Source organism: Ferrimicrobium sp. (assembly GCF_027364955.1).
Classification (GTDB): Bacteria; Actinomycetota; Acidimicrobiia; order Acidimicrobiales; family Acidimicrobiaceae; genus Ferrimicrobium.
Window position 1 is genome coordinate 1 of sequence record NZ_DAHXOI010000020.1, and the last position, 26699, is coordinate 26699.

Below are 26699 nucleotides of genomic sequence, written 5' to 3' on the forward strand. Positions count from 1 at the left end.
CACCTCCAGACAGCTGAACGGCTTCCCGATTCCTGGTCGATTTTGGTCCCAGATTACCGCTTATTTCCGAAGATCCGGATTACTCCCGACGTTGAAGGGAGGCGTGGTGTGATCGACCATCGACCAGAACGAGGCATACGAGTTTGGGGCGGGCGTCATTGGAGTCGCTTAGAAGCGACCGACCATCGCTGGAGTCGTATATGCATCAGTGTGGCGCCTCCTTGGTGGTTCGGGCTGTGAGTGTTGGTGGTGGGAGCGTTGTCGTCCTAGGCTTGACCGAAGGAGATGGGTGTGAAGGAGGATTTTGTTGGTGGTGAACCATGAACGGCCGATGATCTGTTTCGCAGGACCGCTTGGCAGCTCTGATCATCGCGTCATTGAGCTCTTTGGCTTTACCGATTTTGATCCGCTCCCGATGCCCTCAGTGGAGCAGGTTATCTTTACGGTATCCACCACACCAGGCCTCCTCGGGGTGCTTCCAATTGAGAATTCAACTGAGGGTGAACTAACGCTTACCCTCGATCGACTGATCTTTGATGCTGAAGATGCGTTTATCATTGGCGAGGCTGTTCTTGCCGAGGAGATCTGGGGATTCTCTCTCAATGGGGAAGCATCGGTTCATACAGTGATCTCTCACTCAATGATCCTTGATCTCTGTGCTGATTTCATCCGTCATCGTGGCTTGCATGTCCGGCATGCAGTCTCCACGAAGGCCGCCTGTGATGAAGTAGTGAGCGCCCGAGACCCTGGATTGATGGCGCTCGCGCCGCCGAGTGTCGGTGCACAGGCAGGACTCAATGCCGTTGCAACTGAGGTGGCGCAGGTGAGTGAATTGCGGACCCGTTACGCCTTGGTGGCGAACGCCTTACCTACTCCAACAGGCGCCGATCGGACGATGCTCGCGATCGTTCCCCGCTTCGATGCTGTTGGCGCGCTGAGTGAGATCGCCAATCACTTTAAGAACCATGATGTCAATATGTCATCAATCCTGTCGCGCCCGCTGGCAGGTGAGCGCGATGTCCATTGCTTTGTCGTTGTGGCTGATGGACATGCCAACGTGGAACCGGTGCGATCTTTGCTGCGTTCCCTCCTGCGGGCTGGTCATCAAGTCAAGCTGATGGGCTGCTATCCGCGTTGGACAGCTAAAGAGGTCGTCACTCCTTCGACTCAGCTTCCTCGCGGAGTACTCTCCTATGAAGAGGCTTCCGGTCCGGAGGCGTAGGAACGCGCACATGAGGATTGGTAAAGCGGCGGTTGCACCGGTAGGCATCGTTGGGCTAGGCCATATGGGCGCATCGCTCGCTGGAGCACTCGTGCGCCATGTTGGTGTGGTTGGCTACGATCTGAATCCGGCGTCGATGGATAGCGTTGAGCAACGGTTTGGGGTCACGATGGCCGAGTCCCTCGGTGATCTTGTTCGGCGGAGTCAGTTGATTGTACTTGCCGTTCCGACGCCGTTGATCGAAGAGATGCTCGATCAGCTCGACAGCGCGGCTATCTCGCTCGGCGTCCACCCGATCGTCTGTGACATCGCTTCAGTAAAGAGCGGATTAATGGGAAATGCGGGCCCTTCGTCGTCGTTGCGCTACGTGAGTTTGCATCCGATGGCGGGTAGAGAGGGGAATGGGGCCGAGAGCGCAGACCCCACGATTTTTACTGATGCCAACTGGGCAGTCGTGCTCTCCGGCCAAGAGGAACCTGAGGCGTTGGCTGGGGCATTGATGGTTCCGCTGGTGCTGGGCAACGGGGTCCTACCGATCGCTTTGGCGGAGCACGACCGTGCCATCGCGACGGTCTCGACGTTGCCCCATGTCACTGCGGTTGCGTTGGGGCGCCTTGTCGGCCAGGCGCCAGACCGTCCATTGTTGCGAAGGCTGGCAGCCGGTTCGATACGAGATGGCGTACGTGTGGCTCGTACCGATCCCATGCGGATTGTAGAGATGTTTTACCCAAACCGTGCGCAGTTAGCCGGTGCCATTGATGCTCTTGTCCGAGAATTGGAGGACTGTCGTGATCACTTGGCTGACGAACAGTGGCTGCTCGCATGGACGCGTGCGGGCCATGAAGGGGCGCGTTCTCTCGATGGCGTCAGCGCGAGGAGATTCGTCCTCCATGTGTCGAGGGCGAAGCTTGTGAGTGAACTCGTTCGCCTTGGAGCGTCCGGCTCCATGCTAGTGGAGCTCAACGCTGACGAGGGCGGGTTTGCCCTTGGGTTAGTCGACGTTCAGTCGAGTAGAGATTCGACGCCGTAGTTCGAGCCCTAGCCGACAAAATTCCTTTACCGTCGCGCTATCGTTGGCACTGAGTACCTGTTGGGCCAGTTCATGTTGGGCCTCATGGAGCGCGATGAGATCGGGATCTCCCAGATTGCTGACAACTTGGCACGGTGTCTCTGACAAGAGCCCTTCGTGCCCGCTGGCAGCGAGCGAGAGTACTGCACGCTCCCAGCGGAAGCCTTGTACCGCTGCGACGACAGCGGAGTACGATTGCGTAGTGGAAATGGGGAGTGGATCAGGAAGAGCGAGCACCCCGGCGATCGGCAACGGACGGCTCAACGCATAACCCTGACCGAATTGCGCCCCGAGAGCACGGAGCACGGGAAGCATTCGTGGATCCTCGATACCTTCGACGACGAGTTCGACTTCCATCAGATGGCTCAGATCGATAGCGACGGTCATCAAGGGTAAGCCAACATTGAGTAGGTCAATGGGCTCCGAGAACGCCCGGTCAAGTTTGATTTCATCAAAGGGAAAGCTCATGATGCGCGACAGGGACGCATACCCCGTTCCAAAGTCGTCAAGCGCGATGTGGTGCCCTGCGTTCTTCAGGAGGGCGAGCGGGGCATAGGCGAGTGAGACGAGATTCTGGTTCTCGGTGATCTCGATCCTCAGCTGATGAGGTGAGAGTCCACGTTGACGCCAGATGGCAATGATCGTGCGAGCGTAGTTTTCATCGGAGATGAGGTCGGGCTCAATATTGATCGCTACTGGCGTCTCGACGTCGTGCTTTTCGATGTCCTCGGCCACTTGGGTAAGCACGACCTCAAAGAGCCTGCGCCGTTCCTCGCGAACGAGCGTATCAATAAAGTCTTCAGGGCCAACGAGACCAGAGGCCACCCGCAGACGTACAAGGGCTTCGTATTGGGTGATCCGTCCAGTGCCGAGATCAACGATCGGCTGATATCGTACCTCGAGATTATCCCCTCCAACGGAGATGGTAGAGCGCAGGCCAGCCGTCGTGATAGGCTCGTGCTGGGTGTGGTCCGTTGGCATAGTCACTAGGTGGAGGCCAGGTTCCGCGCCGGTGACGAGGGCCTGCGAGAGCGCCCCTTCCGCAATGCCAAGCAAAAGCATTGGGTCGGCATTCTCCCGCCATGAGATGGCGAGCCCTGCGTACCATGCTGGAGGATCTTCATCCTCGACGACAGGCCGTATGGAGCCAATCGTGCCCAACTCTCGTTCGATGATCGCAAGTACCTCCTCGCGGTCATGAGCGGCCTCGATGAGGAGAGCGAAGGTGGTATCGCCAAGGCGAGCAACCGTGTCTGTCGAGCGAGTAACAGAACCGAGTTGTTTTGCTAGCTTCGCCAATAGGCGATCACGGTCGCGAGGATCGGATTCGATACTTTTGTCGGTAGAGGTCAGGGCGTAGACGTCGAGGAGGGCGAGCGCTACTTGGGTATGTGAACGCTCTGCTCGTAGAAGGCTTGCCGTTAGGGCATCGATAAATCCACGCCGATTGATGAGTCCTGTCAAGGCATCATGATGGCTCAGTGCGAGAGCGGATCGCAGTTCAGCTCGATGACGTCGGTCCAATGTATCGATTGCCCTTGCTTGAAGTCGTTGGCGTTGTTGGGTGACCATGTCAAGGGGGAGGTCTCGTCGATGCCTTGCGATCGTCATTGCTAGCACCTCGATGACAGTTAGCGTCATGGACGGGGGGTAGCCCAACCGCTGGAGCGTGATGGCGGTGAGTTCCGCACTCTTACGGCTTGCGCTGGGGTCCATCAGTGTTGGTGCCAGAGCGAACATCAACGGTGCCAGCACATCAGCGGTGAGCAGCCGCTCCTGATCGTCGAGACTGCTGAGTATCTCCGCGAGCATCTCTTCAACAATTGCCGGATCACTCAACCACAGCTCAGTTGGATAGGCATGATACATGACGTCTCTCGATCCTTCGTAAGTGATCCCTAGGCCAAGGGTCGGCTTGGCGATCCTCGCCGAGCCTATCTACCTGTTTTTGCTAACCTTGGTTGGCCACACTCATTCTACTTGAGGATGAGGGAGCTCGTAGGAGTTGGCTGATGTTTTGTATTGTGGTAGCGCGATCAAATAGCGGGGTGCTGAGATGCCTGGTAGCCATGGTGGAACTTTGGTAGGCTACAGTTCGAACGGCGAAAGGGAAGATCATGGAATCGACAATGCAACAGGGTGCGCTGACGGTGGCAGGCATACTTCGCTATGGGTCGCAGGCTTTTCCGGATGCAGAGGTGATCACCTACGATGGTACCAATGGCGTCCGCGCTCGCTTCGTGGAGGTAGCTGAGCGAGCAGCACGACTCGCCAACGCGCTGACTGCGATCGGGATCAGTCCTTCAGATAGGGTAGGAACGTTCTGTTTTAATCATCAACAGCACCTTGAGGCGTACCTCGGTATTCCTGCTATGGGGGCCGTCATCCATACCCTCAACCTCAGACTCGCACCTGATCAACTCGGATTTGTCATCGATGATGCGGGTGATCGTGCCATCATCGCTGATGGAATGATGTTGCCACAGTTGGCACAGGTACTCGATGCCTGCCCCAGCGTGGAGACAGTCATTGTGGTAGGATCGACTGCCGATGCGGCCATCAAGGAGCAGATAGCCAAGCGGTGCAAGGTACTAGATTACGAAGAGTTTCTGCGCGATGCGGCACCGGTGGTGGAGTGGCCCGACGTCGTAGAGACCGATGCCGCGATGATCTGTTATAGCTCAGGGACCACCGGTAATCCAAAGGGCGTGGTATATTCGCATCGTTCCACCTACCTGCACGCCATCAGTGCGCTACCTCTTTATAGCCAACGGAGCTGGAATATCGTGGAGTCGAAGGGTGATGTGGCACTCATCGTGGTTCCGATGTTTCACGCGGCAGCGTGGGGAGCGCCCTACGCCTGCTGGTTCACCGGTTCGACCATGATTATGCCTGGACGTTTCCTGCAGGCAGAACCGCTCGCGACCATGATCGAGCGCTTTCATCCGACGCTCTCCTCAGGGGTCCCAACGATCTGGAATGATCTGTTGCACTATCTCGAGTCACATCCAACCGATGTCTCGAGTTTGCGGATGTTGACCTCCGGAGGATCGGCAACGCCTCGATCACTGATCGAGGCCTACCTCGAGCGCTACAACATTCCTATGGTCTCAGGGTGGGGCATGACGGAGACTTCACCGGTGTGCACCCTGGCCATTCCACCCTCGGGGACCCCTCGTGAGCGCCTTGTTGACTACCTTGCAACAGCGGGGAAGGTTGTTCCTGGTGTCGAGTTACGTATTATGGACGATCAACAGCAGGTCCAACCCTGGGATGGCACGGCACTCGGGGAGATCGAGGTGCGTGGTCCGTGGATTACCGCAGGTTACTTGGGGGGTCAAGGAGTTGAGAACTTCGATGACGGGTGGCTGCGAACGGGAGATATTGCCACGGTCGATAGGGAGGGGTATGTGAGGATTGTAGATCGCACCAAGGATGTGATCAAATCCGGTGGGGAGTGGATCTCCTCCATTGAGCTCGAGAATGCCATCATGGCCCACCCGAAGGTGGCAGAGGCGGCCGTGATCGCCGTCCCCGACGATCGCTGGTTTGAGCGCCCGCTCGCTTTTGTGGTGGTAAAACCGGGAGAGGATCTCGAGGTCGAGGAGCTCCGTGATTTTCTCGCCACCCGAGTCGTCAAATGGTGGTTGCCAGAGCGGTTTTCCTTTGTTGAGGCCATTCCGCGCACGTCGGTGGGTAAGTTCCACAAGAAGGTGTTGCGAGAGGGATACCAAGCAGGTAACTACGCGATCCATGAGGTGAAGCGAACCCAAGGTGAGGAGTAGTAGTCATGACAGATTCCGATGAGCGCCGCGAGCGTATGTTGGAGGGCCTCGAGGATCTGTTATCCCAGCTTGATGATGTGAGCTTCTCGCAGTTGTTGAGTTACCGACGTCTTGACCCTGTCAAAGTTAAACAGGTGCAACAGGAACTCGCCAAGGTTCGGCGTTCGTTATTGAAGGCACAACAGATCCTGCGTCAGCTGGACTTAACGATTGAGGAGATGGATCAATGACCGAGGTGGGCGACATCCTCTGGGAGCCTACGGATGGAGGCCTGTCAGGCCCCCTTGGTGCCTACTTGCGGGCAGAGGGGCACGGATTAGGGGTCACTTCGACGGCCTATGATGACCTCTATCAGGCGAGCATCACCAAGATTGGGCCCTTCTGGCGTTCGATCGCGCGTTTTTGTCGTCTCGCCGGTGATCTGGGCGAGCGCGAGCTGATAGGAACTCTTCCCGATGCCGTCTTTTTCCCAGACGGCTTTGTCAACTATGCACAAGAGGCCTACCTCCGCTTCCGGGATCCGGCGTGCATCATTAGAGCCGACGAGTCGGGATTGCTCGAACGGATTGAGGCACACGAATTCTGGCGAGCGGTCGCGCAGTTGGCGGCGTCGCTCCGAACGGCCGGTGTGGAGGTGGGGGACCGGGTAGCGGGTTATCTCCCCAATATCTATGAGGCAGTGGTGGGACTCTTTGCGACGGCGAGTATCGGTGCTATTTGGTCCTGTACATCGCCCGACTTTGGCGTCGGCGCGGTCGTTGATCGTTTTCGTCAGATTGAGCCAAAGGTTGTCTTGGCAGTGACTGAGTATCGTTACGGCGGTCGTCTCATCGATCGCAGCACGACGCTACGGGCGATCCTTGATGAACTACCGAGCGTCGGTACCGTTATCGTGGCTGGATCCTCGGCTGGCATGACGTCGGGGCCGTGGAGACTGGTCTCTTTTGATGAGGCGATCGAGGGCCAGCAGCCGCTTACCTTTGCGCGGGTTCCTTTCAACCACCCGTTATGGGTTCTTTACTCGTCGGGAACGACGGGTGTCCCGAAGGCAATCATTCACTCGCATGGTGGGATCGTCCTTGAGCACAAGAAGGTCCTTGAGATCCAGAACGGAATCACTGACGGTAGCACCTTCTTTTGGTTCTCCTCCACGGGTTGGATGATGTGGAATTTCTTGATGGGTGGTCTCTTGGTCGGTGCATCCATCGTGCTCTACGATGGTTCACCAGGCTACCCCGATCTCGGTCAGCTTTGGCGCCTGATTGATCGGGCAGGTATCGATTTCTTCGGTGTCTCTGCTCCCTTTCTTCGCAGCTCACAGGTTGGCGAGGTAGACCCACGGTTGCTCATTCGTGGTACGTCGTTACGAGCTATTGGTTCGACCGGGGCACCACTTACTATTGATGGATTTGATTGGGTGTATGAACATGTTCCAGGTTCAGTCCAGCTCATCTCGGCCTCTGGTGGCACCGACGTCTGTACTGCCTTTCTCGGCAGTTCTCCGATGCATCCGACGAGAGCAGGCTTGATCGCGGCCCGAGCGCTCGGCGTAGCCGTCGCTGCCTTTGGGGAGTCAGGGACACCGGTGGTGGGACAGATGGGCGAACTGGTGATCACCGAGCCCATGCCTTCGATGCCGATCGGGTTCTGGAACGATGAGGATCGGAGTCGCTATCATGATGCGTATTTTGCGCAATTTCCGGGTGTCTGGAGGCATGGCGACTGGGTTACGTTCTACCCAGATGGTTCCAGCATCATCTACGGCCGCTCCGATTCAACACTGAATCGTGGTGGTGTTCGTATGGGCACCGCTGAGTTCTACCGGGTGGTGGAGGCGATACACGGGGTGCGTGAATCCCTCGTCATCGATACGTCGGCTCTTGATCGAACTGGTGAACTCATACTCTTTCTTGTTCTTACTCCGAAGGCCACCGAAGATGATGTACGCCAGAGAGTTCGTACTGCCCTGCGAGAACAGCTTTCACCCCGGCATGTCCCCGATCGTATCTTCATCGTCTCGGACATCCCGAAGACCCTGAATGGGAAGAAGTTAGAGGTCCCGATACGGCGCCTCTTTCTTGGAGCGAAGCTCGCAGAGGTTGCGTCAAGTGATTCCGTGGCCAATCCACAGGTTCTTGGTGAGTTCGAAGCGCTTGCCCGTTTACCAAGTTCGTGACGGTTGCCATGTGTGGAGGCCAGCTGTGCCGGGTCTCCAGCTGGCAAGGCCCTAATATTAGGCCAGCGCTGGCATCCCCGTTCGAGAACATTCCTGTGAAAAGGTCAAGGAAACGAGAGGGTGTTAAGAAGATTCGCGGTGCAGACTGTACCCCCAACACGCGCTGTGGGCCAAGCGTAGGAGTGGACGTCTCAGGCACGTGGCGCCTATGGTCTCTGCAGTTTCGACCATAGTGGTCCGGAGTTTCGCGAACTTCTGGTCCAAAGATGCACAAATCTCTGGTCCAGAGTTGTGCGAACCGTTGGTCCAGAGATGTAAGAACAGTGAACGTTGCTTCATGTTATCACCATACGCTTTGCCCGCCCGGTAAGCCCTTCGGTTCCCTCAAGGAACAGATTTAGAGGACCTTCTGGCCGGTGCACGATCGCTAAAGTAGGCAGTGTCTTCTGCGGGTAGAGGATGCTTCGCCGTCATTGAGGTGGACTACTCCAGAGGCATTCTTGGGGTTCCGACGAACCGCAAAATTCCCCTTCTCGGCAGGCTCCTTACGTCAAGATATCTATGGGCCTTCATCTGGGGAGCTCTAGAGGCTTCAGGATGAGGCAAGCAACTCATGCACTCGTTGGAAGGTGGGTAGAGATCCTGAGTCGTGTATCGCCATCTCGATGGGGGCGGCCAGTGCTTGGAGTTCGGTTAGTTCCCCATCGGAGGCCACATCAAAGAGCGGAGCCATCAATAGATTTGTTCTTCGCTCGAGATCGCTACGGAAGGATCGCCCCTCCGGTGTGATGGTCTCATCCTTGGCAATGAGACCACGATGCGTGAGGTTCTCGATGCCATGGGTCCATTCGGCGTCGGTGTAACCTCTTGACGTCTGCGCAGTGGAGCGCTGCTCGGCCCCGATCGCCACCATGAGGATATGGGCCTCACAGCCGTTGATTTGATTTACGGAGAGGAGGCTATTATGGCAATCCCCTCGGTACTCGCGGATGAGGGTGGCTGCATGAAAGAGCTGCGAAATAGGATCATCTGGTGGTTGCACGGATAGGTTGGCGGCATAGAGAGGGTGTCCATCGCGTTCGCCATGCCGAGAGATCTTGGTTGCGATTTGCGTGGCGCGTGCGAGAACCTCTACGCTAGGAGCGAGGGTTGATGATCCCATGATGCGATCCCAGGTGGCGAGGATGCCCGCGAATCGCGCGGTAATGAACTGTTCAGGAGCGGCAATCTTCCACACCGATGGGATGGCAGCTTCGACATTGTGATGCGAAAAACTATAGAATGCGGCGGTGACTACTCCGGGTTCGACCTGACCCATCGGTGCGGCGCGTCCCCCGAAGTAGCGGGCCCATGAGTCGGCAACGCCGAGCGTCTTGTAACTCTCACGACACTCTTTAGCGAAGTAGGTGAGGTCATGAAATGTCTCGAGCTGGGCCCAAACTTTCAGCGAGCTTGCGTAGCGTTCATTGCGATCCATATGCTTAGGCTAGTAGCCGTGGTTGGGCTTAGGCCAACGATAGGTATCGGATCGATTTCTTGCCTTCGTGTACGGGGAGCAGTGGGGGTCTAGTGGTGTAGCTAACCTAGGTCTATGCCTATTTATAGTCTTGGTAGCCAGATTCCGCGGATCGCCGCTTCAGCGTTCGTCCACCCCGACGCCGTCATCATTGGTTCGGTGGTGATTGGTGAAGAAGCGTCGGTCTGGCCACACGCGGTACTGCGAGGCGACTACGGCCGTATTGAGATAGGCGCCCAGACGTCCGTGCAGGACGGAACCGTTATCCATGCCACGGCGGAACTCCCGACCGTGGTTGGCGCCGAATGTGTCGTGGGTCATCTCGTGCATCTTGAGGGTTGCGTCGTCGAGGACCACTGTCTGATTGGTTCCTCATCAGTGGTCCTGCACCGAGTTCGGATCCACGAGCATGCGTTGGTTGGAGCGAACGCAATGGTGACGAATGATACCGATGTGCCGTCTTTTGCTATGGCATTAGGGGTGCCAGCGACGATCGTTCCCGATCGCGTCCCTGAAGGGGCGTTCGCTGAGGCCGTCGCGCTCTATGTCGCCAATGCACGGCGCTATCGGAATGAATTGATTCGCTTGGAGTAGCACTGGATCGCGCTTGCCACAACGATGTTCCGTGATTGGAGGGTGGTCTGGTCGCTGTCGCCGACTGCACGCGCCGAGCCAGAGGTGGCCCGCGAGCCTCATGGCTGTCGGAGTGCGGTAGCGATACGACGACCTGCGAGTTGATGCACCTCAATGGGATGATGGAAGGCTTTGGTGAGTGTTGCCGAGGTAAGTACCTCATCAGTGGGGCCGAACCAGTACCCATGCTCACTCATCACCAGCGTGTGAGTGATCGAGATCGGTAGATCCTCGAGATGGTGGGCCACCATGACGAGCGCACCGTTGTGGTGATGTTGGTCGAGGATGCGTTCAAGCGCTTCGATCATCTGTTCGCGAGCGACGAGATCGAGGTGAGAGGTCGGTTCATCGAGTACGGTTAAGCGTGGTGTGCCGCAGAAGGAACGCGCCAGGAGGACCCGCTGGCGTTGACCCGAGGAGAGTGAGTCGAGTGGTCGCTGCGCGTAGTCGTTAAGACCTACAAGTTCGAGGAGGTATCGGGCTTCGAGTCGGTCATGGTCATCGAGCGCAAACCATTCACGGCGCAGACCGGAGAACCTACCAAGAGCAACCACCTCTTCGGCCGTCATATCTGGGGCGAGCCGCGAGGTGAGCTCGTCTGAGAAATACCCAATCCTTGGGCGTAGGGCTCTGATGTCGGTCTCGTGCACGTTAACCCCCAGGAGGTGAAGCGTGCCGCGACTCAATCGGAGCCTCCCCGCAAGCACCATCGCGAGCGAAGTTTTCCCGATGCCGTTCGGCCCCAAGATGGCCAGACGCTGTCCACTATCGAGGGTGAGGGATAGGTCACGAAAAATGCTGCTCGCACCTCGTACCAGGTGGGCGTGTTGCATGCGGATGATGGAAGGGTGATCGCAGTTGGTCATAGCGCTATCAAGGCTATGGCGATGATAGCAAGCGCCAGGCCTATGAGTTGGCGGGGGTGGAGCGCGACTTTGGTAAGGATGACCTGTAGTAGGAGGGTAATCGCTGGGTAGAGGGCGGTGATGGCGATGAGCGGTGCAGCATTGGAACCTCTACGCAATGCAAGAAAAAAGAGGGCATAGCCGACGGTACCGGCGAGACCCGCAGCGATGGTGAGCCAGGAGAAGGCGGGTCGTATGAAGAAGGCGACTGGTAGGACAGCTATCGCTTCGACGAGCACCACTGTCACCCAGAGCGTCAATGGGGCAGCGCGGATCGAGGCACGATCGGAGAGAAATCCCCACGCTCCCCACGCGATAGCAGCACCAAGTGCTAACGCGACAGCGCTCAGCTCGACGCGAGACACATCCCTCCTTAGGCAAGATTAGTTTTTAAGGCTAGCCAGTCAGTGGCCGATGAAGCTCATGAGGGGTTGGTGTAATGCAGCGATCAAATTCACTCAATATAGGCGTTCTGGGCAACAGTGGTGAGAGCGCGCTCATCGGGCTACTCGAGCAGCTCATGACGGCTGCCGGTGCGATGGGCGTGATGGTGGCGCGACGGCTTGAGTCAAAGTACATGATCGAGAGGGTTCGTGTCGTTCCCCGGATTCTACGCGAAGGCGATGTCATCGAATTCGAGAACGCGGTTGATCTGTCGACGGCCGTGCCGATTGAGCCCTCAGGGCCAGGTCGCATCTTCTCGGACTACATCGGTTTTTCACCGTTAGCCTCGTTATATCTTGTGCCATTTGAGGCGGCGAGGGACGAGAATCTAGCTACCGTGGTCTTTTCGAATCGCGAACTGCGCTGTCCGCGTCCAACCCTTATTGCGCTGTGTCGGATGATCGAGCTCACGATCGCCATGGGCATCGACTACGAGCGCCAGGTTCGTTCGCTGGCAGATCAGCTCGCTATCTTAGGCGAGCAGGCATCGAACGACCCCCTGACGCAGTTACTGAATCGGCGCGGCTTCCTCGAGGTGTTGCAGCGGGAGGCCAGTCGGCTTTCGCGGAATCCGGCACCGATGGCGATCTTGCTCTTTGATCTTGATGGTTTGAAATCGGTCAATGATCTCTACGGCCATGAGGCCGGTGATGATTACTTGATCAAGTTTGCACGAACGCTCCGTGATAATCTACGTGCGATGGATGTCGTCGGTCGTCTCGGTGGAGATGAGTTCGCCCTCCTTGCACCACAGACTGATCGCATCAACGCCGAGGAGCTCGCGCGTCGGCTACGCCGTCTTTTCGACGCCCGGCGACTACCGGTCTCTATCGGTGTCGCGGCGCTTGAGGGTGAGAAGATGTCTCTAGCTGCGCTGCTCTCGCAGGCTGATCAAGCGATGTACGCCGATAAGGCGCAACGGAAAGAGGCGATGGGAACTCAGGAGAAGTTGACAATCGACCTCACGGCACTTGAGGGACGCCTACAGACCCGTGTCTAGAGCCACGACCACGCGCCCGCGAACCTGTCCTGCGAGTATGTTTTCAGCATAGGTCGGTAGCTGTTCGAGGCTGATCTCGGTGATCATCTCTTCCAGGAGTGCTGGGTCAAGTAGTTCGGCGAGGCGACTCCAAGCGATCTCGCGTTCGGACAGCGGTGCGTTGACTGAGTCAATGCCGGCGATCGAGACGCCGCGGAGGAGGAACGGCATGACCGATGCGGTGAAGCTTGACCCTCCAGCGAGACCTACTGATGCGATTGCCCCATTGCTCTTTGTCTGTGCAAGGACGCGTGCGAGGGTCTGACCGCCGACGGAGTCGATGCAACCGAGCCAGCGTTCTGACTCTAGCGGACGTTCAGGTCCGCCGTCGAGGTCACTGCGTGGGATGACGATCGACGCGCCAAGATGCGTAAGGTAGTCAGTCTCCGTGTCACGCCCAGTGGAACCGGCGACGGTGTACCCAAGGCGACTCGCGATGGCGATGGCGATGGAGCCAACGCCTCCCACTGCGCCGGTGACAAGCAATGGGGCTTCTGAGCCGGGCAGGATGCTGAGGTGTTCAAGTGCCATGATGGCGAGCATGGCGGTAAGGCCAGCGGTGCCAATGCCCATCGCTTGTCGTGGTGTCATCGAGGAGGGGAGTCGCACCGCCCAAGCGGGCTCCAGAAATGCCTCCTCCGCATATCCCCCCCAATAGAGTTCGCCGATGCGGAATCCGGTCGCGATGATCCAGTCTCCAGGAGCGTAGGTGTCGGTCGCGTCCGATAGGACTTGGCCGACCAGATCGACTCCAGGGATATGTGGGTAGGTCCGCACGAGTCTGCCTTGTCCTCTCATCACCATGCCGTCTTTGTAGTTGAGGGTTGAATAGGCGACGCGCACCCTGAGGGGTCGCTCGCTAAAGCTAGATGCTGGGAGTGCCTCGACCGCGACGGTTGGTAGTGGTGTGGACTCCCGGACCACCAGTGCTCGGATCGTTTCCATTGCTAGGCTCCTTTGCAGTGTATGAGTTCTTACAGGTAACTTAGTCCCACCACTCATTGGATCGATGCCAATTGCTGTGCTAGCCTTTGATCCATACTACGTTGGTGGGTCGTTCGTACGTTGGCGAGTCGTCACTGCCATTTGGCAGTCGGTTCTGCACCGTATCGGTACGTCAAGTCCGGCCGTGTCGTGGTTTCGGTGGGCAAGAGCAGACACGGGCTTTCATTGGTGGCGGGATGACTTGACCCCGATGGCGGAGCCGAGCAGCGTTGAGCAACGGTTTTGATTCGCTACGAACTGCTTTGCGACGAGGGGAGGAGATGGCATGCTCGAGGGAACACTTGACGAGCGATTCGACGCGGCATTGACGCATTTTCGTGAGGCGATGGACACGGCCCGAGGGGTTGGGATGACTGAGCCGGATCCTGAAACCGGTGAACAATGGGATCTTGTCCATATACTCGCTCACGTCTCTGAGATGTTGGAGTACTGGTTGGCTGAGGTCCTGCATGTGCTCGCAAGCGAATCGGAGGAGCCCTTTGGTAGGCTGAAACGTTCGCCGGAACGGATTGCCAGAATAGAACAACGTGCCACGCTGACGGTGGAAGAGCTTCGTAGTGAGATCAATCTCCGGGCCGAAGCGACGAGCGATCTGTGCCGACTGTTAAGGCCGGAACAGTTGCGTAAGAAGGGGATACATCCAAAATTTGGAGCGATGACGGTCGAAGAGATCGTGACCGAGTTTGGCGTCGATCATCTCCATGAGCATGCGGGCCAGCTGGAGTTGTTGTGATGCGACCAAGGAGTAGGGATCGAGTTTCGCGGTGAGTCGAACAAAGGAGAGAGAATGAAGCGTCAAAGACCTGATGTGGTGGCACTCAAAGCACTGTTGGTACCACGGGCGCCTCGGCTCGACTTTTGGCGTGCGAGGGTGGAGCGTGCCCAGACCATTGGTGATCTTCGCACGTTAGCACGGTTGCGCACACCGAGAGCTGTCTTTGACTATACCGACGGTGCTGCCGACGGTGAGGTGACGCTGGCTCGCTCTCGGGAGCTGTTCCGAGCGCTTACGTTCCATCCGCGGATCTTGCGTGATGTGGGTGAGGTCGATACCACGATCGACCTCCTTGGTCGTACGAGTGCGCTACCCTTCGCGCTGGCACCCACCGGTTTTACCCGAATGATGCGGGCAGAGGGGGAACCAGCGGTCGCCCGTGCAGCGGAGCGGGCGGGTATCGCCTATGCCCTCTCAACGATGGGCACCACATCCATCGAGGATGTTGCGCACGCCGCACCAAGTGTGCGCAGGTGGTTCCAGCTCTATCTTTGGCGCGATCGAGATGCGGGTCTCGATTTTTTACGCCGTGCCGAGGCCCACGGTTATGAGGCGCTCGTACTCACGGTCGACGTTCCGGTAGCTGGCAATCGGCTGCGTGATGCCTACAACGGGCTGACGATCCCACCACAGATTAGCGCAAAGACTTTTCTCGATGGTGCGTTGCACCCAGCTTGGTGGTTTGATCTCATCACGACGCCTCCGTTAGAGTTCGCTAGCATGCACGCATATGGAGGAACGGTTGGGTCATTGATTAACAAGATGTTTGATCCTTCGGCGACCATTGAGGATCTCTCCTTCCTTCGAGACCATTGGCGTGGCAAGTTGATCGTTAAGGGTGTACAACGACTTGAGGATGCACAGAGTCTCGTGGGTATCGGGGTCGATGCGATCGTGCTCTCAAATCACGGTGGTAGACAGCTCGATCGCGCGACGGTTCCTCTGCGGTTGCTCAGATCGGTCGTCGAGGCGGTCGGACCTGACACGGAGATTTTGATCGACGGAGGCGTGATGAGTGGGGCTGATATCGTGGCCGCCCTCGCTCTCGGAGCCAAGGCCGTACTTGTCGGTCGCGCGTACCTCTATGGTCTCATGGCCGGCGGTGAGCCTGGGGTGGATCGTGCCATTGAGATCCTCGCTAGTGAGGTACAACGCACGATGCAGCTGCTGGGGGTGCGATCTATGAACGAACTCGACCCTAGTTTTGTTACTCTGCCGTAGGACCATCCCCGGTTATCTGGTCATCCTTGTGGGAAGTAGTTGTGTCGGGGGTCGGGGCCACCTGGTGTTCCACTTGACGCCCAAGTCGGTTGCCAATCGATGCGTTGAGTGACCCGATGGCAAAGAGACCGCCGAGCCAGAGATAGGCCAAGCCATGGCCGACCGCTTCGGTGGCGGTCACTGGGCCGATGACGTTGGCGAGCGCTCGAGAAAACTGACTCAACCCGAAATAGCGCCCACGGAGGCGTTTGGGCGCGAGTGCAAGGAGGACCGGGGTTCGAATCGGCGAATAGCACATCTCGCCAAAACCGAAGATGGCGGCAAAGATTGCCAGGTCGATGAGCACGAAGGTCGTTGTGTGTCGGTATGCGGTGGCGAGCGGGACCAACCAGGCGACCCCAAAGACGAGCGCCGTGAGTCGAAGGGTTCGACGAAACCCCATTCTGCTTACCAAGGAATAGACGGGTCGTTGGAGCAAAACGATGAGGATCGGGTTGATGACAAAGCCAATGGCGATGACCTGTGGTGATTTGTGTAGCGCGATGCCGATCAGTGCAGGGATGCCGGTATCGAAGGAGGCATAGCTGGTGAAGGAGAGGAAGATTGCGAAGACGAGGAAGAGACGTAACCGTGGGTCGGTGAGCGCCTCTCGGTAGCTGGGTTCCACCGGATGTTCACTCACATGTCGATCATTAGGTAGTAACAGAAAGGCCGCGCCTGCAAGAGCACCGCAGGCCATGCCAACGACGAGGAGGTCGAGGAAGGTCGATGGTCGGTGGAGATCGATGAGAAGACCGCCGCTCAGAGTCCCAATCGCAAAGCCAGCATTGGACGCCATGAAGTCATAGGAGAAGAACTTTGCGGCCGGCAGGTCGGTGGGAAGTGCGTTTGAGGTCGCTACATTGCGTGCGGAGTAGCGGACATTGGAGAACCCAAAGACCAGTGAGGCGACAAAAAACAGTGGGGGGGTGCGAGCGACAAAGACCAGGAAATAGCCAAGAATCTCCACGGCGGTCCCGAGAGCTGCTGTGTTGCGTGCACCAAAACGGTCGACAAGGATCCCACCGACGAGCGCCCCGGCCAGGGTAGCAATACCCTCTGTGGCTACGATGGTACCCGCGAGCGGGGTGGAAAGGTGGCGCGAGAAGTGGAGATAGAGGATGAGGTAAGGCCAGACCGCACCGCCCGCTGCGGACAACAGGCCCGAGGTAACGACGACCGCAGAGACCCGAGCGATCATTGATCTACGTGAATGCATTGTTTTCCTTTGTCAGCCTTGGTGTCAGCGACCGATTCTGGTCTTCGTGGTGGTGGAAGGAGCTTGTAGTAGTAGAGGGATCGGGATGGGACCGACTGCGATCATGCGCTCCGTATCTGTGCGCAGATGGCATCGGGTCAAACTGCCGGACTCGCGATCGCACGTACCGGGCTGCGGATGGTGTCCTTGCCTCGGGAGATCGAACTGGAGGAGATAGCAGCGTTACAGTTAGAGAACCATAGTATTGATACTAGCGCAGCGCATACCCCCTCGAGCGCAGTTGGTGGCGTGATTTCCCTGAGGATCGTGGCTGTTTCCATGGATGCGACTCAACGTTGACTCATGCGCGTTGTTCGCGAGGGCAAGAGGGATCTGGATAAGGTGAGGAGCATGATCGTAGACAAGGTGTCAGGCGTCGAGGTGGTGTTGCCCTTCGATGAGCTGACACTCGCCTGGCCGTGCCTGGTGGGCGCGGATGTCGTGCGCGTGGAGCGATCGGAGAACACCACGTGGTTGGTGGGTGGTCCAGGAGGAATGTTTGCCGTACGCCGGTATCGCGACGGGTACGTGGATATGGGGAGCATTCGGTCTGAGCTCAGGTTGATGCAGCTGGCGAAGGATGCCTTGCCGATCGAGATACCAGGAGTTGTGCCCACCCGTCGTGGCGAAGAGGTGCTGCATTGCTTTGATGGTCTCTATGTGGTCTTTACCTTGCTTCCTGGTGAGATGGCAACCCAGAGTGATATCGTTGCCGAGGCGTCTCGTATTGGTGAGATGGCCGCCTTGCTGCATCGTTCTGGGGAGGACCTGGACCGGACACAACAGACGCGGTGGAGCTGGGACGCCGCTGCACTCACCGGAGAGGCGCCGCGGTGGGGGTCATGGCAGCCGGCATTCGCTCACGAGCCGCGTAGTTATGAGATCGTCGCTGCTGCCCAGGGTGAAGTAGAGGCCCAAATGGGTGTTGCCAGTCGCGGGGAATCGGCATATGGCCTGCTCCATGCCGATCTTCGCGCTGCGAATCTACTCGTCCATGAGGGTGCACTGACGGGCATCATCGACTTTGATGACTGCGGGTTTGGATGGTACGTCTATGAGGCGGTGGCAAGTCTCTCCTTCTATGAAACCTCACCAGATGCGTCACGGTTTTTGCGCGGTTGGTTGGCTGGCTACGCTCAGGTTCGTGTTCTGAGTGAGGAGTCGCTTGCGCTACTCCCGACGTTGGTGATCTACCGACGATTACTGTTGACCGCATGGCTCCTGGGGCATCCACATGTCGCGGTTCCGGGGGTCGATCGATACCGATTCGGAATCGATACTGCTGATCTGGCTGATCGGTACCTCCGAGACCCCTACGACATTGAACGCCTCTTGGCGACGTGATCGACGCGTGCCGTTAATAGACCATCGCTGTTGCAAAGGAGTGTCGTGGTGACGTTCGATGGGGATCAGATCAGGGGGCCTGGCGCGTGTCTGTCTTGCCCTCAGCGGCAGGAATACCGCGATCGTGTCCACGGGTCCCTCCGCTGGAGTGAGAATGAGCCATGCTGAGATGACGCGATTGGATGCAAGACCAACGATGAGACCTTGGCGCGTTGCGGTTGTGGTCGTTGCTGCTGGAGTTCTCTTCCTTGGTTGCGGACCTAGCTCGTGGATCCATGACCCGAGTGGCGCGCCAATCATGGCCACGTCATCGGCCCTACTCCGTCCCAAGAGCCCCGATCGCTGGGTGAGTGAGGTGAACCAGCAGAGCGACTGGCTCATCGCTGCTAGGACACCTTCTGCTTGTGACTATGAGATCACGGGTTCGAGCGTAGAACTCAACGCGCTGATCGCTCGCCTTGCCAACACTATTCACCGGGCAACCACCATCTGCCTGGAGGGAATCTTCCGACGCCAGATCCGTATCTTCAACAAGGTCGACCCAGCGCTGCTCACGATCGAGTCGGCCCCGGGACAACGTGCCGAAGTGATACTTGGAAAGGTGACGCCAAGCGTTGCACCAGCGGTCGGCTTTGATGCTCTCAATCCGGCGATCGCGGTCCTCGGGTCGAGCGGGGTACGGGTGATGGGACTTGACATTCGCGATGCTAGCGCTGACTCCTCTGTCGTCACGCCAGTGGGTATCGACGTTGAGGTAGCCGCCCGGGGATATGGTTCACCACCATCGCCATGCATTCGCGTGGGATGTCACGACATCATGATCGTCGATGATGCAGTCTCCGCTGTGGTGAATCGAGCTGATCGGTCGATGCGGGACCGACGCGATTGTGCAAACCCCGCGGTCAATGCGTTAGGAATCGTGGTGGAGGATTACGGGACCGGGCGGGGTGAGGCGCTTTCGCAAGTAGTGGTTGCCGCGAACCGCATCAGCGATACGCGAACAGGCGATAGCGAGAATCTCGTCATCAACGGAGATGTGCACCGTTTTGTGCTTGCGGGCAATCGGGTGACGAACGGGGACAATATTGGCATCGACATCGAAGGTTGGTACAGCCATACCTCGCAACCGATGCTCGGTCTCGTTCAGGGTAACCAGATTGCAGATATCGATACCACCACCAATGCTGCCGCGGGTACCTGGCAGGATGGTCGCTGTATCGGTACTGCGAATGCGGCAGGAATCTATGATGATGGCGCTCGTGAGCTTTGGTTGCGAGACAATCGCGTTATCGATACCAACCAGGGGATCAGTCTCGACACCGAAAATGCCTATCGGTCAACGTCGCAGCTCTGGGTAACGGGCAATACGGTGATCGATACGACTGGAACGAGTAACGCTGTTCCAAGTTATGGCCCTTGGCTTGGATCGGCCATGGGTTCCCCTGTGGATGCAGGACATGCCTTTGATGCGCTCTATGTGGATGCCTTTGGTCGTCAGTCGATAATTCACGGAGTTTTTGTTGCCAACAATCAATTCGTGAATCAGTCGCTCCATTTCGATGCTGGTAGCCGCGCGCAGGCGACGGTCATCGCCGTGGGTGGTACGTTTCGGGATGTCACAATCTGTGGTAACGAGATTGTCGGCAGCGGTCGAGCAGCGACCAGCCTCCTTCAGGTCGATTTGCGAGGTGATGACGGCCGTTCTCTGAGTATGGCCAATAACCAGTTCGCTGGCCTCGCACCGAAGGGGATGAACTTTGTGGTAGGAGGTGCCTCGGCGACATCGATGGCTGCTTGGGAGCGACTGCGTGATCGTCTCTCTCGCACGTCAGGTGGTGAGTGCCGCATGCGAGAGAAGGAACTTCGAGCAGTTCAAGGGCACTGAAGACGACGACGGTTCGCGCTGCTAAGCTTACCCAATGGAACGGACGGAGCTTACCAGAGAACGGCATCGGGCTTCAAAGGACCGCGCTGCTCTCTACCGGTTGCTCGACGCACAAATCATTGCCCACGTTGCGCTTCAGACGGAACGTGGGCCGCTCGTAGTGCCGACGGCTATCGCTCGAGCCGATGATCGGCTGCTCATGCACGGATCGGTCGCCTCCGGATGGATGCGTCGGGCCAAACAGGGCGAAGAGGTCTCGGTGGCGGTCACGCAGGTCGATGGGATGATCGTGGCACGCTGTAGTTTCGAATCGAGTATTCGCTATCAATCGGCAGTGATCTTTGGAAGACCCGAGCTTGTGGACGATGAGCACAAGGCGTGGGCGTTGGAGGTGGTGACGGAGAAGTTGCTGCCGGGCAGAAGTGCCGAGGTGCGGCCACCTACTGCGCGAGAGATTGCACAGACGATGATCCTCTCGATGCCGATTCACGAGTGGTCATTGAAGATCTCTGATGGTTGGCCAGACGATGCCCCAGAGGACATCGCTACCCCCACGTGGGCGGGAGTCGTGTTAACCCAGCCGGGCCTTGGACACATTCAAGGGGCACCAGACCTGGCTGTCGGAGTCGAGGTTCCGGCCTCGGTGCGCAGACTCGCCCAGCACGGTCTGCGCACCGATCACACCAGATCGTAACGGTTCTTCGTAGGGTTGGCCAAGGAAGCGGTTGGCTGGGTAGGGTGTCTGGGTGATGGTTGGGGCTCCGTACTCATCGAGCGTATCGGTTGGTCCAAGCCAACGGTACCTAGGTGGCGAAACATGATGGGGAGAAAAGGTCAACCTCTCCTCTCGTCGATGATGAGGAAGAGCAAGACGTGGAAAGGAATGTAGCGATGGGTTTCGAGGACGCACTGAAAGTCGTAGATCTACGCTCGATTCAAGGGGCATTACAGACCACCGATATCCCTCGACCCGCAGCGCCCGACGCAGAGATGGTGGGGCGGGTACGTGAAATCATTGATGAGGTTCGATCGCATGGTGATGAGGCCCTTCGGCTCTTTACTAAGGAACTCGATGGGGTTGCTCTCGGATCCCTCGCCCTCCATCGCGAGGAGATGGAGGCGGCGTATCATTCGATTGCGCCTGAACTGAGTCGTGCGTTGACCGTAGCGCACCGACGTATTCAACAGGTGTACGAGGCAGAGGTGCCGACTTCGTCACGGGTCACCTCTGATGGTATTACCGTGATTCGACGCAATGTTCCGGTGCTGTCTGCAGGTTGCTATGTGCCTGGAGGTGCCGCCCGTTATCCTTCAACGGTCTTGCACACCGCCACGGTAGCCAGTGTCGCCGGCGTCGAGCGTGTGGTGGTCGCCACACCACCGTTGCCTGGAGGCGGCGTTGATGAGCCGACGCTCGCTGCTTGCTTTGTGGCTGGGGTCGAGACAGTCTATCCAATCGGAGGCGCTCAGGCTATTGCCGCCCTCGCCTACGGGACGGAGAGTGTCGGTCGGGTTGACACCATCGTTGGTCCTGGAAATCTCTACGTGGCGCTTGCAAAATCCCAGGTTGCCCTCGATGTGGGTGTCGGCTCTTCCTTTGCAGGACCGTCTGAGGTGCTCGTTATCGCTGACTCCTCGGTCGATCCACGCTATGCAGCGATCGACTTGGCGGTGCAGGCGGAACATGGTCCCCATGGACTTGCCTGGCTGGTGACCTGGGATGAACAGTACCTCCATGCCGTTGATGCGGCATTGGCGAACTATGTGAGATCGGCGTCCCGTTTGGATGCGATACGATCGACGCTGGCGACCCATGGCTATGGTGCGCTCGTCCGTGATCGCGAGCAGGCGATCGAGCTCGCAAACTTGATCGCCCCCGAACATCTTGAATTGCTCTATCAAGACGGGGAGAGTGACACGGGGCTCGTCAAGAATGCGGGGGTTATCTTTGTCGGCGTGGATGCGACTGCTGCTCTTGGGGATTACGTCGCTGGACCGTCACATGTGTTGCCAACCTATGGGACCGCACGTTTTGCCAGCGGGCTCGGATTAGAGGACTTCTATCGGCGACAGCATACGGTGGTCATCGGCCCCAGTGCAGTGGAGGAGCTGGGTTGGGCCGTCGAGGAGATCGCAAGGGTCGAGGGGCTCACTGCTCACGCTGAATCCATCTCGATCCGACGGAGGGCATGATGTTATCACCATCCCAGCCTCAGGTTCTGGCCACCAGCTATCATTCGCCACAGCTTGAAGTAGAGGTCAAACTCAATACGAATGAGTCCCCACTTGCCCCTCCCGAGGAATTTCTTCTAGACGTTGGGGCTCGGATTCGCCGATCATCTCTTCATCGCTACCCCGACCGGCAGGCAGTAGAACTCCGGCAGCGCCTAGGCGAGTTACATGGGGTCAATCCGGAGGCTATCTTCGTGGGGAATGGATCCAACGAAGTGCTACAGACGATCTTTCTGGCCTATGGTGGTCCGGGGCGTACCGCCTGGGTGGCCCAGCCGACCTATGGAATGTACGCACAGATCGCCGGTGCGACCCGAACAGAGCTGATCCCTGGGCAACGAAGTCGTTCTGGTCAGTTGACGACAGATTTGATCGCCTCTGACGCCTCTCTCGTGGTGATCTGTGACCCAAACAACCCCACCGGGATGGTCGAACCCGCCGAGCTTCGCTCCCTCCCTCGGTTGCGTGCGCACCAGCTCTTCATCGTGGATCGTGCCTACCATGACTTTGATCAACGTCAGATTCCTGAGTGGCAGGGCGAGAACGTCGCAGTGGTACGTACCTTCTCGAAGGCTCTCTCCCTGGCGGGCCTGCGGCTAGGATATGTCGTCGCTGATCCAACGGTCATTGCTGCGCTATATGGGATTGTCTTGCCCTACCACTTGTCATCTCTGTCCCAACTCGTCGCCCTCAGTGCCCTTGATTGGCGGCGCGAACTCCAGGCTATGGTGAGTCTTGTCATTACCGAACGCGACGCGATGGTGAGCCGACTCGCAGCATTCGGGCTGGCTCCCTACCCGTCGGCCACCAATTTTGTACTCGTGGACATGGGAATCCATGATGCGCATGAGATATGGAACCGCTTGCTTGCGCGTTCCATCCTGGTGCGCGATGCAAGTCAGTGGCCTGGGGTAGGGAACGCCTTGCGTATCACCATAGGTACCCCCGAGGAGAACGCACGGTTTCTCTCAACACTTGAGGAGGTGCTCCGATGAGAACAGCAACTTTTGAGCGTAGCTCACAGGAGACGCAGATCGCGGTTGCGCTCGATCTCGATGGTGGCTCCGTGTCGATCTCGACACCGGTCCCCTTCTTCTCGCATATGTTGAGTCAGCTTGGCGTTCACGGTTCTCTCGGCCTCTCCGTTGAGGCCACAGGGGATTGGATGGTCGATGCCCATCACCTGGTCGAAGACACTGGCATCGCGCTGGGTAGCGCCTTTCGGGAGGCACTCGGCGATCGTATTGGCATCGAACGCTTTGCGGACCGTCTCATCCCCCTGGATGAATCGCTCGTCCAGGTTGCGATTGACCTCTCAGGTCGAGGCAAGGCCGTGGTTGAACTGGGTGGAAACCGCTCGTTGGCCCTGGGCACCCCGGCCTTTTATGTGGAACATGCCGAGGAGTTCTTCGCGGCGTTTGCCCGACATGGAGGGGCTACGTTGCACGTACACTCGGTCCGTGATGGGAATACTCACCATCAACTTGAGGCTGCGTTTAAGGGGTTTGCCAGGGCCGTGCGCGATGCGGTGCGGGTAACCTCCACAGCGGTGGCCAGTTCCAAGGGCCTCCTCGATGGGTGAGCGCCAGCGCTTGGTCGGTGCTCGCTGATGGCGCAGGCCCCCCTTGTCACGAGGGCCGTGCTGGAGCGAGACACCGATGAAATATCCATGAAGATCGCCATCATCGATTACGGTATTGGGAATCTTGGATCCCTCTCCAATGCGTTGCGCCAGCTCGGGCACCAACCCATCCTTGTCGATGATCCGAGGAGGCTCAAGGACTACGATCATGCCATCCTGCCGGGTGTTGGACACTTTGGTGCATGTGCTCTTCGACTTCGTGGGGCCGGTTTTGAGCAGGCCATCCTGGATCGGGTTGACGAGGGTCGATGGTTGCTCGGTATCTGCGTGGGAATGCAACTACTCTTTGATGGCTCCGATGAGTCTGGGGAGCCTGGCCTCGGCATCCTCCCGGGGCGTGTCGAGCGCATGCAGCCAGGGCTACGGCTTCCGGAGATGCAGTGGAATCGGCTTCGCTTCGAACTGCCTGTCCATCCGCTGTTTACCTCCTTCACGAGCGAGGTCTGGACGTACTTTGTGCATTCGTATGCCGTCAGAGAGAGTGCGCACGCGATTGCTTGGGAAGAGTATGGCGAGCGCTATGTGGCTGGTGTTGCCAGGGGTTCATTGCTTGGTCTCCAGTTCCATCCAGAGAAGTCAAGCCGTGTCGGGCTCCGTATTTTAGGTGCTGCACTCGGTCTGGAGGTTGAGCAACGATGAGATTTTTGCCCGCTGTCGATATTCTTGACGGACAGGCGGTGCGCCTGATACAGGGCGATTACGCTGCGGTGACCGTCTTTGGTGACGCCGAAGCGGTGGTTGGCCGATTGTTGGCCCAAGGTGCCGAGGCACTCCATCTTGTCGACCTCAATGCTGCGAGAGACCCCAATGACCGAAGTAACCATCAGGTCCTCGAAGGATGCCTATCGCAGGCACGAGACTATAAGGTCATGGTGGAACTGGGTGGTGGTGTGCGCGATAAGCGAGCAGTTAGTGAGTTTTTCGCACTAGGAGTCGATCGTGTGATCATCGGGACCTCAGCCCTTGAGACGAAGGGTTGGGTGCTTGATCTAGAGGAGGAGTGGCGTCCCAAACTGGTGCTCTCGCTCGACTTTCGTATGCACGATGGCGAGGCATTTGTGGTCATGGATGCGTGGCGACGCACGAGTGCCTTCCGCCTTGAGGAGGCCGTTCATGACTTCTCACAACAGGGTTTTATCACGCAGCTGATTACTCCAGTGTCGAGAGATGGGATGGCGAGCGGGCCAGACCTGGACCGTTATCGTCGGCTCGTCGCCGAGTATCCGATCGACCTGATCGCCTCTGGTGGTATTCGTGATGCCCACGATCTTGAGGCTCTGGCGTCTATCGCACCAGCTAGGGGGCGGATCGAAGGAGCAGTCGTGGGCACCGCGCTCTATCGTGGAGCCCTGTCGGTCCCGGAAGGGCTGATCGCATGCAGCAGGTGAGAATTATTCCTTGCTTGGACGTCGCCCGCGGTAGGGTGGTCAAAGGCGTCTCATTTCTCGACTTGCGTGACGCCGGTGATCCGGTAGCGATGGGCGAGCACTACAGCAAAGAAGGCGCTGATGAGCTGGTATTTCTTGACATTTCCGCGACGACTTCTGCGCGTACAACGATGGTCGAACTCGCAGCACGGGTGGCCGAGCAGACGCTGATTCCCTTTACCGTTGGCGGGGGAGTTGACTCGCTCGGCGTCGCCAGCAGCCTCTTGAGGGTTGGTGCTGATAAGGTGTCGGTCAACTCGGCGGCAGTCCGCGAGCCACACCTCATACGTGAGATTGCCGATGTCTATGGAGACCAATGTGTCGTGGTTGCCATCGATGTACGCCGTAGTGAGCACGGCTACGAGGTGGTAACCCATGGTGGCACCCGTCCAACCGGTCTTGAACTTTCAGCCTGGCTTGAACGGGTGCAACGAGAGGGGGCTGGCGAACTGCTGGTAACCTCGATGGATCAAGATGGCCAGATGGCGGGCTACGATCAGGTGCTCTATAGCAAGGTACTAGCGGAGACCGATGTGCCGGTTATCGCCTCCGGCGGTGTGGGAAGCCTCGACGACTTCTTGGTAGGAGCCGAACTTGGCGTCCAAGGGTTGTTAGCCGCTAGTGTCTTTCACTTTGGTACGTTTACCATAGGTCAGGTCAAGGAGTATCTTGCGAGCGCGGGAGTGGTCGTTCGGAGAGAGGATGAGGAGAGACGACGATGAGTGAACTGGGGCCAAAGAAGCAGGCGATCACGATGCTTGCCGATCGACTGCTCGTGCAAGTTCCCACCACCGAAGGCGAACGCACGGCACGTTCCGGAATCCTTATTCCGGCGACGGCCCAGGTGGCAAAACGCTTGACCTGGACAGAGGTGGTTGCCATCGGGCCAGCAGTGCGGACCATCAAACAGGGTGATCTCGTTCTCTTCTCACCTGAGGATCGGTTTGAGGTCGAGATCCAGGCAGAGACCTATCTGATCCTGCGTGAACGCGATATTCATGCCGTTGCCTCCGACCGGATCGATTCGGGCACTGGCCTCTATCTTTAGCGATGATGTTGTGGTGATGGCTGTTTGACCCGAA

25 protein-coding genes are annotated in these 26699 nt (G+C 57.9%); 19 read left to right on the forward strand and 6 right to left on the reverse strand.

The window, feature by feature from the left end; all coding sequences use genetic code 11:
- The first annotated feature begins 310 nt into the window (after positions 1-310).
- Positions 311-1222: a prephenate dehydratase domain-containing protein gene (locus M7Q83_RS11020; RefSeq protein WP_298338551.1), complete on the forward strand. Its 912-nt coding sequence runs from the start codon at positions 311-313 to the stop codon at positions 1220-1222.
- 10 nt (positions 1223-1232) lie between these two features.
- Positions 1233-2252 carry a prephenate dehydrogenase/arogenate dehydrogenase family protein gene (locus M7Q83_RS11025; RefSeq protein ID WP_298338554.1) on the forward strand — a complete coding sequence of 340 codons (1020 nt, stop codon included), beginning with the start codon at positions 1233-1235 and terminating at the stop codon, positions 2250-2252.
- Here M7Q83_RS11025 and M7Q83_RS11030 read toward each other — a convergent pair.
- Positions 2214-4160, reverse strand: coding sequence for a GGDEF domain-containing phosphodiesterase (locus M7Q83_RS11030; protein ID WP_298338557.1), 1947 nt, complete (start codon positions 4158-4160; stop codon positions 2214-2216). The genes M7Q83_RS11025 and M7Q83_RS11030 overlap by 39 nt on opposite strands.
- A 248-nt stretch (positions 4161-4408) precedes the next feature.
- On the opposite strand from M7Q83_RS11030, the gene M7Q83_RS11035 reads away from it, so the two are divergent.
- From M7Q83_RS11035 to M7Q83_RS11045, 3 genes are read left to right on the forward strand one after another with little or no spacing between them, the layout of a single operon-like run.
- Positions 4409-6076: a long-chain fatty acid--CoA ligase gene (locus M7Q83_RS11035; RefSeq protein WP_298338560.1), complete on the forward strand. Its 1668-nt coding sequence runs from the start codon at positions 4409-4411 to the stop codon at positions 6074-6076.
- Positions 6077-6081: 5 nt separating this feature from the next.
- Positions 6082-6306, forward strand: coding sequence for a hypothetical protein (locus M7Q83_RS11040; RefSeq protein ID WP_298338563.1), 225 nt, complete (start codon positions 6082-6084; stop codon positions 6304-6306).
- Positions 6303-8252 carry an acetoacetate--CoA ligase gene (locus tag M7Q83_RS11045; protein ID WP_298338565.1) on the forward strand — a complete coding sequence of 650 codons (1950 nt, stop codon included), beginning with the start codon at positions 6303-6305 and terminating at the stop codon, positions 8250-8252. Before M7Q83_RS11040 ends, M7Q83_RS11045 begins: the two co-directional genes overlap by 4 nt.
- 592 nt (positions 8253-8844) lie before the next feature.
- On the opposite strand, the gene M7Q83_RS11050 is transcribed toward M7Q83_RS11045, so the two are convergent.
- Positions 8845-9729, reverse strand: a complete 885-nt coding sequence (locus M7Q83_RS11050) for a hypothetical protein (protein WP_298338568.1) — start codon at positions 9727-9729, stop codon at positions 8845-8847.
- A 114-nt stretch (positions 9730-9843) separates the two neighbouring features.
- On the opposite strand from M7Q83_RS11050, the gene M7Q83_RS11055 reads away from it, so the two are divergent.
- Positions 9844-10362, forward strand: coding sequence for a gamma carbonic anhydrase family protein (locus tag M7Q83_RS11055; RefSeq protein WP_298338571.1), 519 nt, complete (start codon positions 9844-9846; stop codon positions 10360-10362).
- Between the two features lie 98 nt (positions 10363-10460).
- Here the strand turns inward: M7Q83_RS11055 and M7Q83_RS11060 are convergent, their stop codons facing one another.
- Both M7Q83_RS11060 and M7Q83_RS11065 read right to left on the reverse strand, forming a co-directional pair.
- Complete coding sequence (locus tag M7Q83_RS11060) at positions 10461-11267, reverse strand: ABC transporter ATP-binding protein (RefSeq protein ID WP_298338576.1); 807 nt, start codon at positions 11265-11267, stop codon at positions 10461-10463.
- Positions 11264-11671 carry an EamA family transporter gene (locus tag M7Q83_RS11065; protein WP_298338579.1) on the reverse strand — a complete coding sequence of 136 codons (408 nt, stop codon included), beginning with the start codon at positions 11669-11671 and terminating at the stop codon, positions 11264-11266. Before M7Q83_RS11065 ends, M7Q83_RS11060 begins: the two co-directional genes overlap by 4 nt.
- Before the next feature lie 74 nt (positions 11672-11745).
- On the opposite strand from M7Q83_RS11065, the gene M7Q83_RS11070 reads away from it, so the two are divergent.
- Complete coding sequence (locus M7Q83_RS11070; RefSeq protein ID WP_298338582.1) at positions 11746-12750, forward strand: GGDEF domain-containing protein; 1005 nt, start codon at positions 11746-11748, stop codon at positions 12748-12750.
- On the opposite strand, the gene M7Q83_RS11075 is transcribed toward M7Q83_RS11070, so the two are convergent.
- Positions 12733-13734, reverse strand: coding sequence for an MDR family oxidoreductase (locus tag M7Q83_RS11075; RefSeq protein ID WP_298338584.1), 1002 nt, complete (start codon positions 13732-13734; stop codon positions 12733-12735). The two genes, M7Q83_RS11070 and M7Q83_RS11075, sit on opposite strands and share 18 nt — an antisense overlap.
- Positions 13735-14059: 325 nt before the next feature.
- Between M7Q83_RS11075 and M7Q83_RS11080 the strand changes: the two genes are divergently transcribed.
- Together M7Q83_RS11080 and M7Q83_RS11085 are read left to right on the forward strand one after the other, a co-directional pair.
- Positions 14060-14527, forward strand: coding sequence for a DinB family protein (locus M7Q83_RS11080; RefSeq protein WP_298338588.1), 468 nt, complete (start codon positions 14060-14062; stop codon positions 14525-14527).
- 54 nt (positions 14528-14581) lie between these two features.
- Positions 14582-15790, forward strand: a complete 1209-nt coding sequence (locus M7Q83_RS11085; protein ID WP_298338591.1) for an alpha-hydroxy acid oxidase — start codon at positions 14582-14584, stop codon at positions 15788-15790.
- On the opposite strand, the gene M7Q83_RS11090 is transcribed toward M7Q83_RS11085, so the two are convergent.
- Positions 15777-17048 (reverse strand): MFS transporter, encoded by a 1272-nt coding sequence (locus tag M7Q83_RS11090; protein ID WP_298338594.1) that lies wholly within the window; start codon positions 17046-17048, stop codon positions 15777-15779. The genes M7Q83_RS11085 and M7Q83_RS11090 overlap by 14 nt on opposite strands.
- Before the next feature lie 390 nt (positions 17049-17438).
- Between M7Q83_RS11090 and M7Q83_RS11095 the strand changes: the two genes are divergently transcribed.
- From M7Q83_RS11095 to M7Q83_RS11140, 10 genes are all read left to right on the forward strand, one after another.
- Positions 17439-18431, forward strand: coding sequence for a phosphotransferase (locus M7Q83_RS11095; protein ID WP_298338596.1), 993 nt, complete (start codon positions 17439-17441; stop codon positions 18429-18431).
- Positions 18432-18729: 298 nt separating this feature from the next.
- Positions 18730-20316: a hypothetical protein gene (locus M7Q83_RS11100; protein ID WP_298338598.1), complete on the forward strand. Its 1587-nt coding sequence runs from the start codon at positions 18730-18732 to the stop codon at positions 20314-20316.
- Positions 20317-20350: 34 nt separating this feature from the next.
- Positions 20351-21010 (forward strand): pyridoxamine 5'-phosphate oxidase family protein, encoded by a 660-nt coding sequence (locus M7Q83_RS11105; protein ID WP_298338600.1) that lies wholly within the window; start codon positions 20351-20353, stop codon positions 21008-21010.
- A 197-nt stretch (positions 21011-21207) separates the two neighbouring features.
- Positions 21208-22509 carry a histidinol dehydrogenase gene (gene hisD, locus M7Q83_RS11110; protein ID WP_298338602.1) on the forward strand — a complete coding sequence of 434 codons (1302 nt, stop codon included), beginning with the start codon at positions 21208-21210 and terminating at the stop codon, positions 22507-22509.
- The gene (locus tag M7Q83_RS11115) at positions 22509-23543 is read left to right on the forward strand and encodes an aminotransferase class I/II-fold pyridoxal phosphate-dependent enzyme (protein ID WP_298338605.1); all 1035 of its coding nucleotides are present in this window, start codon (positions 22509-22511) and stop codon (positions 23541-23543) included. The genes hisD and M7Q83_RS11115 overlap by 1 nt, the downstream gene beginning before the upstream one ends.
- Positions 23540-24130: an imidazoleglycerol-phosphate dehydratase gene (locus M7Q83_RS11120; RefSeq protein ID WP_298338607.1), complete on the forward strand. Its 591-nt coding sequence runs from the start codon at positions 23540-23542 to the stop codon at positions 24128-24130. Before M7Q83_RS11115 ends, M7Q83_RS11120 begins: the two co-directional genes overlap by 4 nt.
- A 27-nt stretch (positions 24131-24157) precedes the next feature.
- Positions 24158-24829: an imidazole glycerol phosphate synthase subunit HisH gene (gene hisH, locus M7Q83_RS11125; protein ID WP_298338610.1), complete on the forward strand. Its 672-nt coding sequence runs from the start codon at positions 24158-24160 to the stop codon at positions 24827-24829.
- Entirely contained in the window at positions 24826-25578 is a 753-nt protein-coding gene (locus tag M7Q83_RS11130; RefSeq protein ID WP_298338612.1) for a 1-(5-phosphoribosyl)-5-[(5-phosphoribosylamino)methylideneamino] imidazole-4-carboxamide isomerase, read from the forward strand. The genes hisH and M7Q83_RS11130 overlap by 4 nt, the downstream gene beginning before the upstream one ends.
- Positions 25566-26339, forward strand: a complete 774-nt coding sequence (gene hisF / locus M7Q83_RS11135) for an imidazole glycerol phosphate synthase subunit HisF (RefSeq protein ID WP_298338615.1) — start codon at positions 25566-25568, stop codon at positions 26337-26339. Before M7Q83_RS11130 ends, hisF begins: the two co-directional genes overlap by 13 nt.
- Positions 26336-26665 carry a co-chaperone GroES gene (locus M7Q83_RS11140; RefSeq protein ID WP_298338618.1) on the forward strand — a complete coding sequence of 110 codons (330 nt, stop codon included), beginning with the start codon at positions 26336-26338 and terminating at the stop codon, positions 26663-26665. Before hisF ends, M7Q83_RS11140 begins: the two co-directional genes overlap by 4 nt.
- Positions 26666-26699 lie beyond the last annotated feature (34 nt).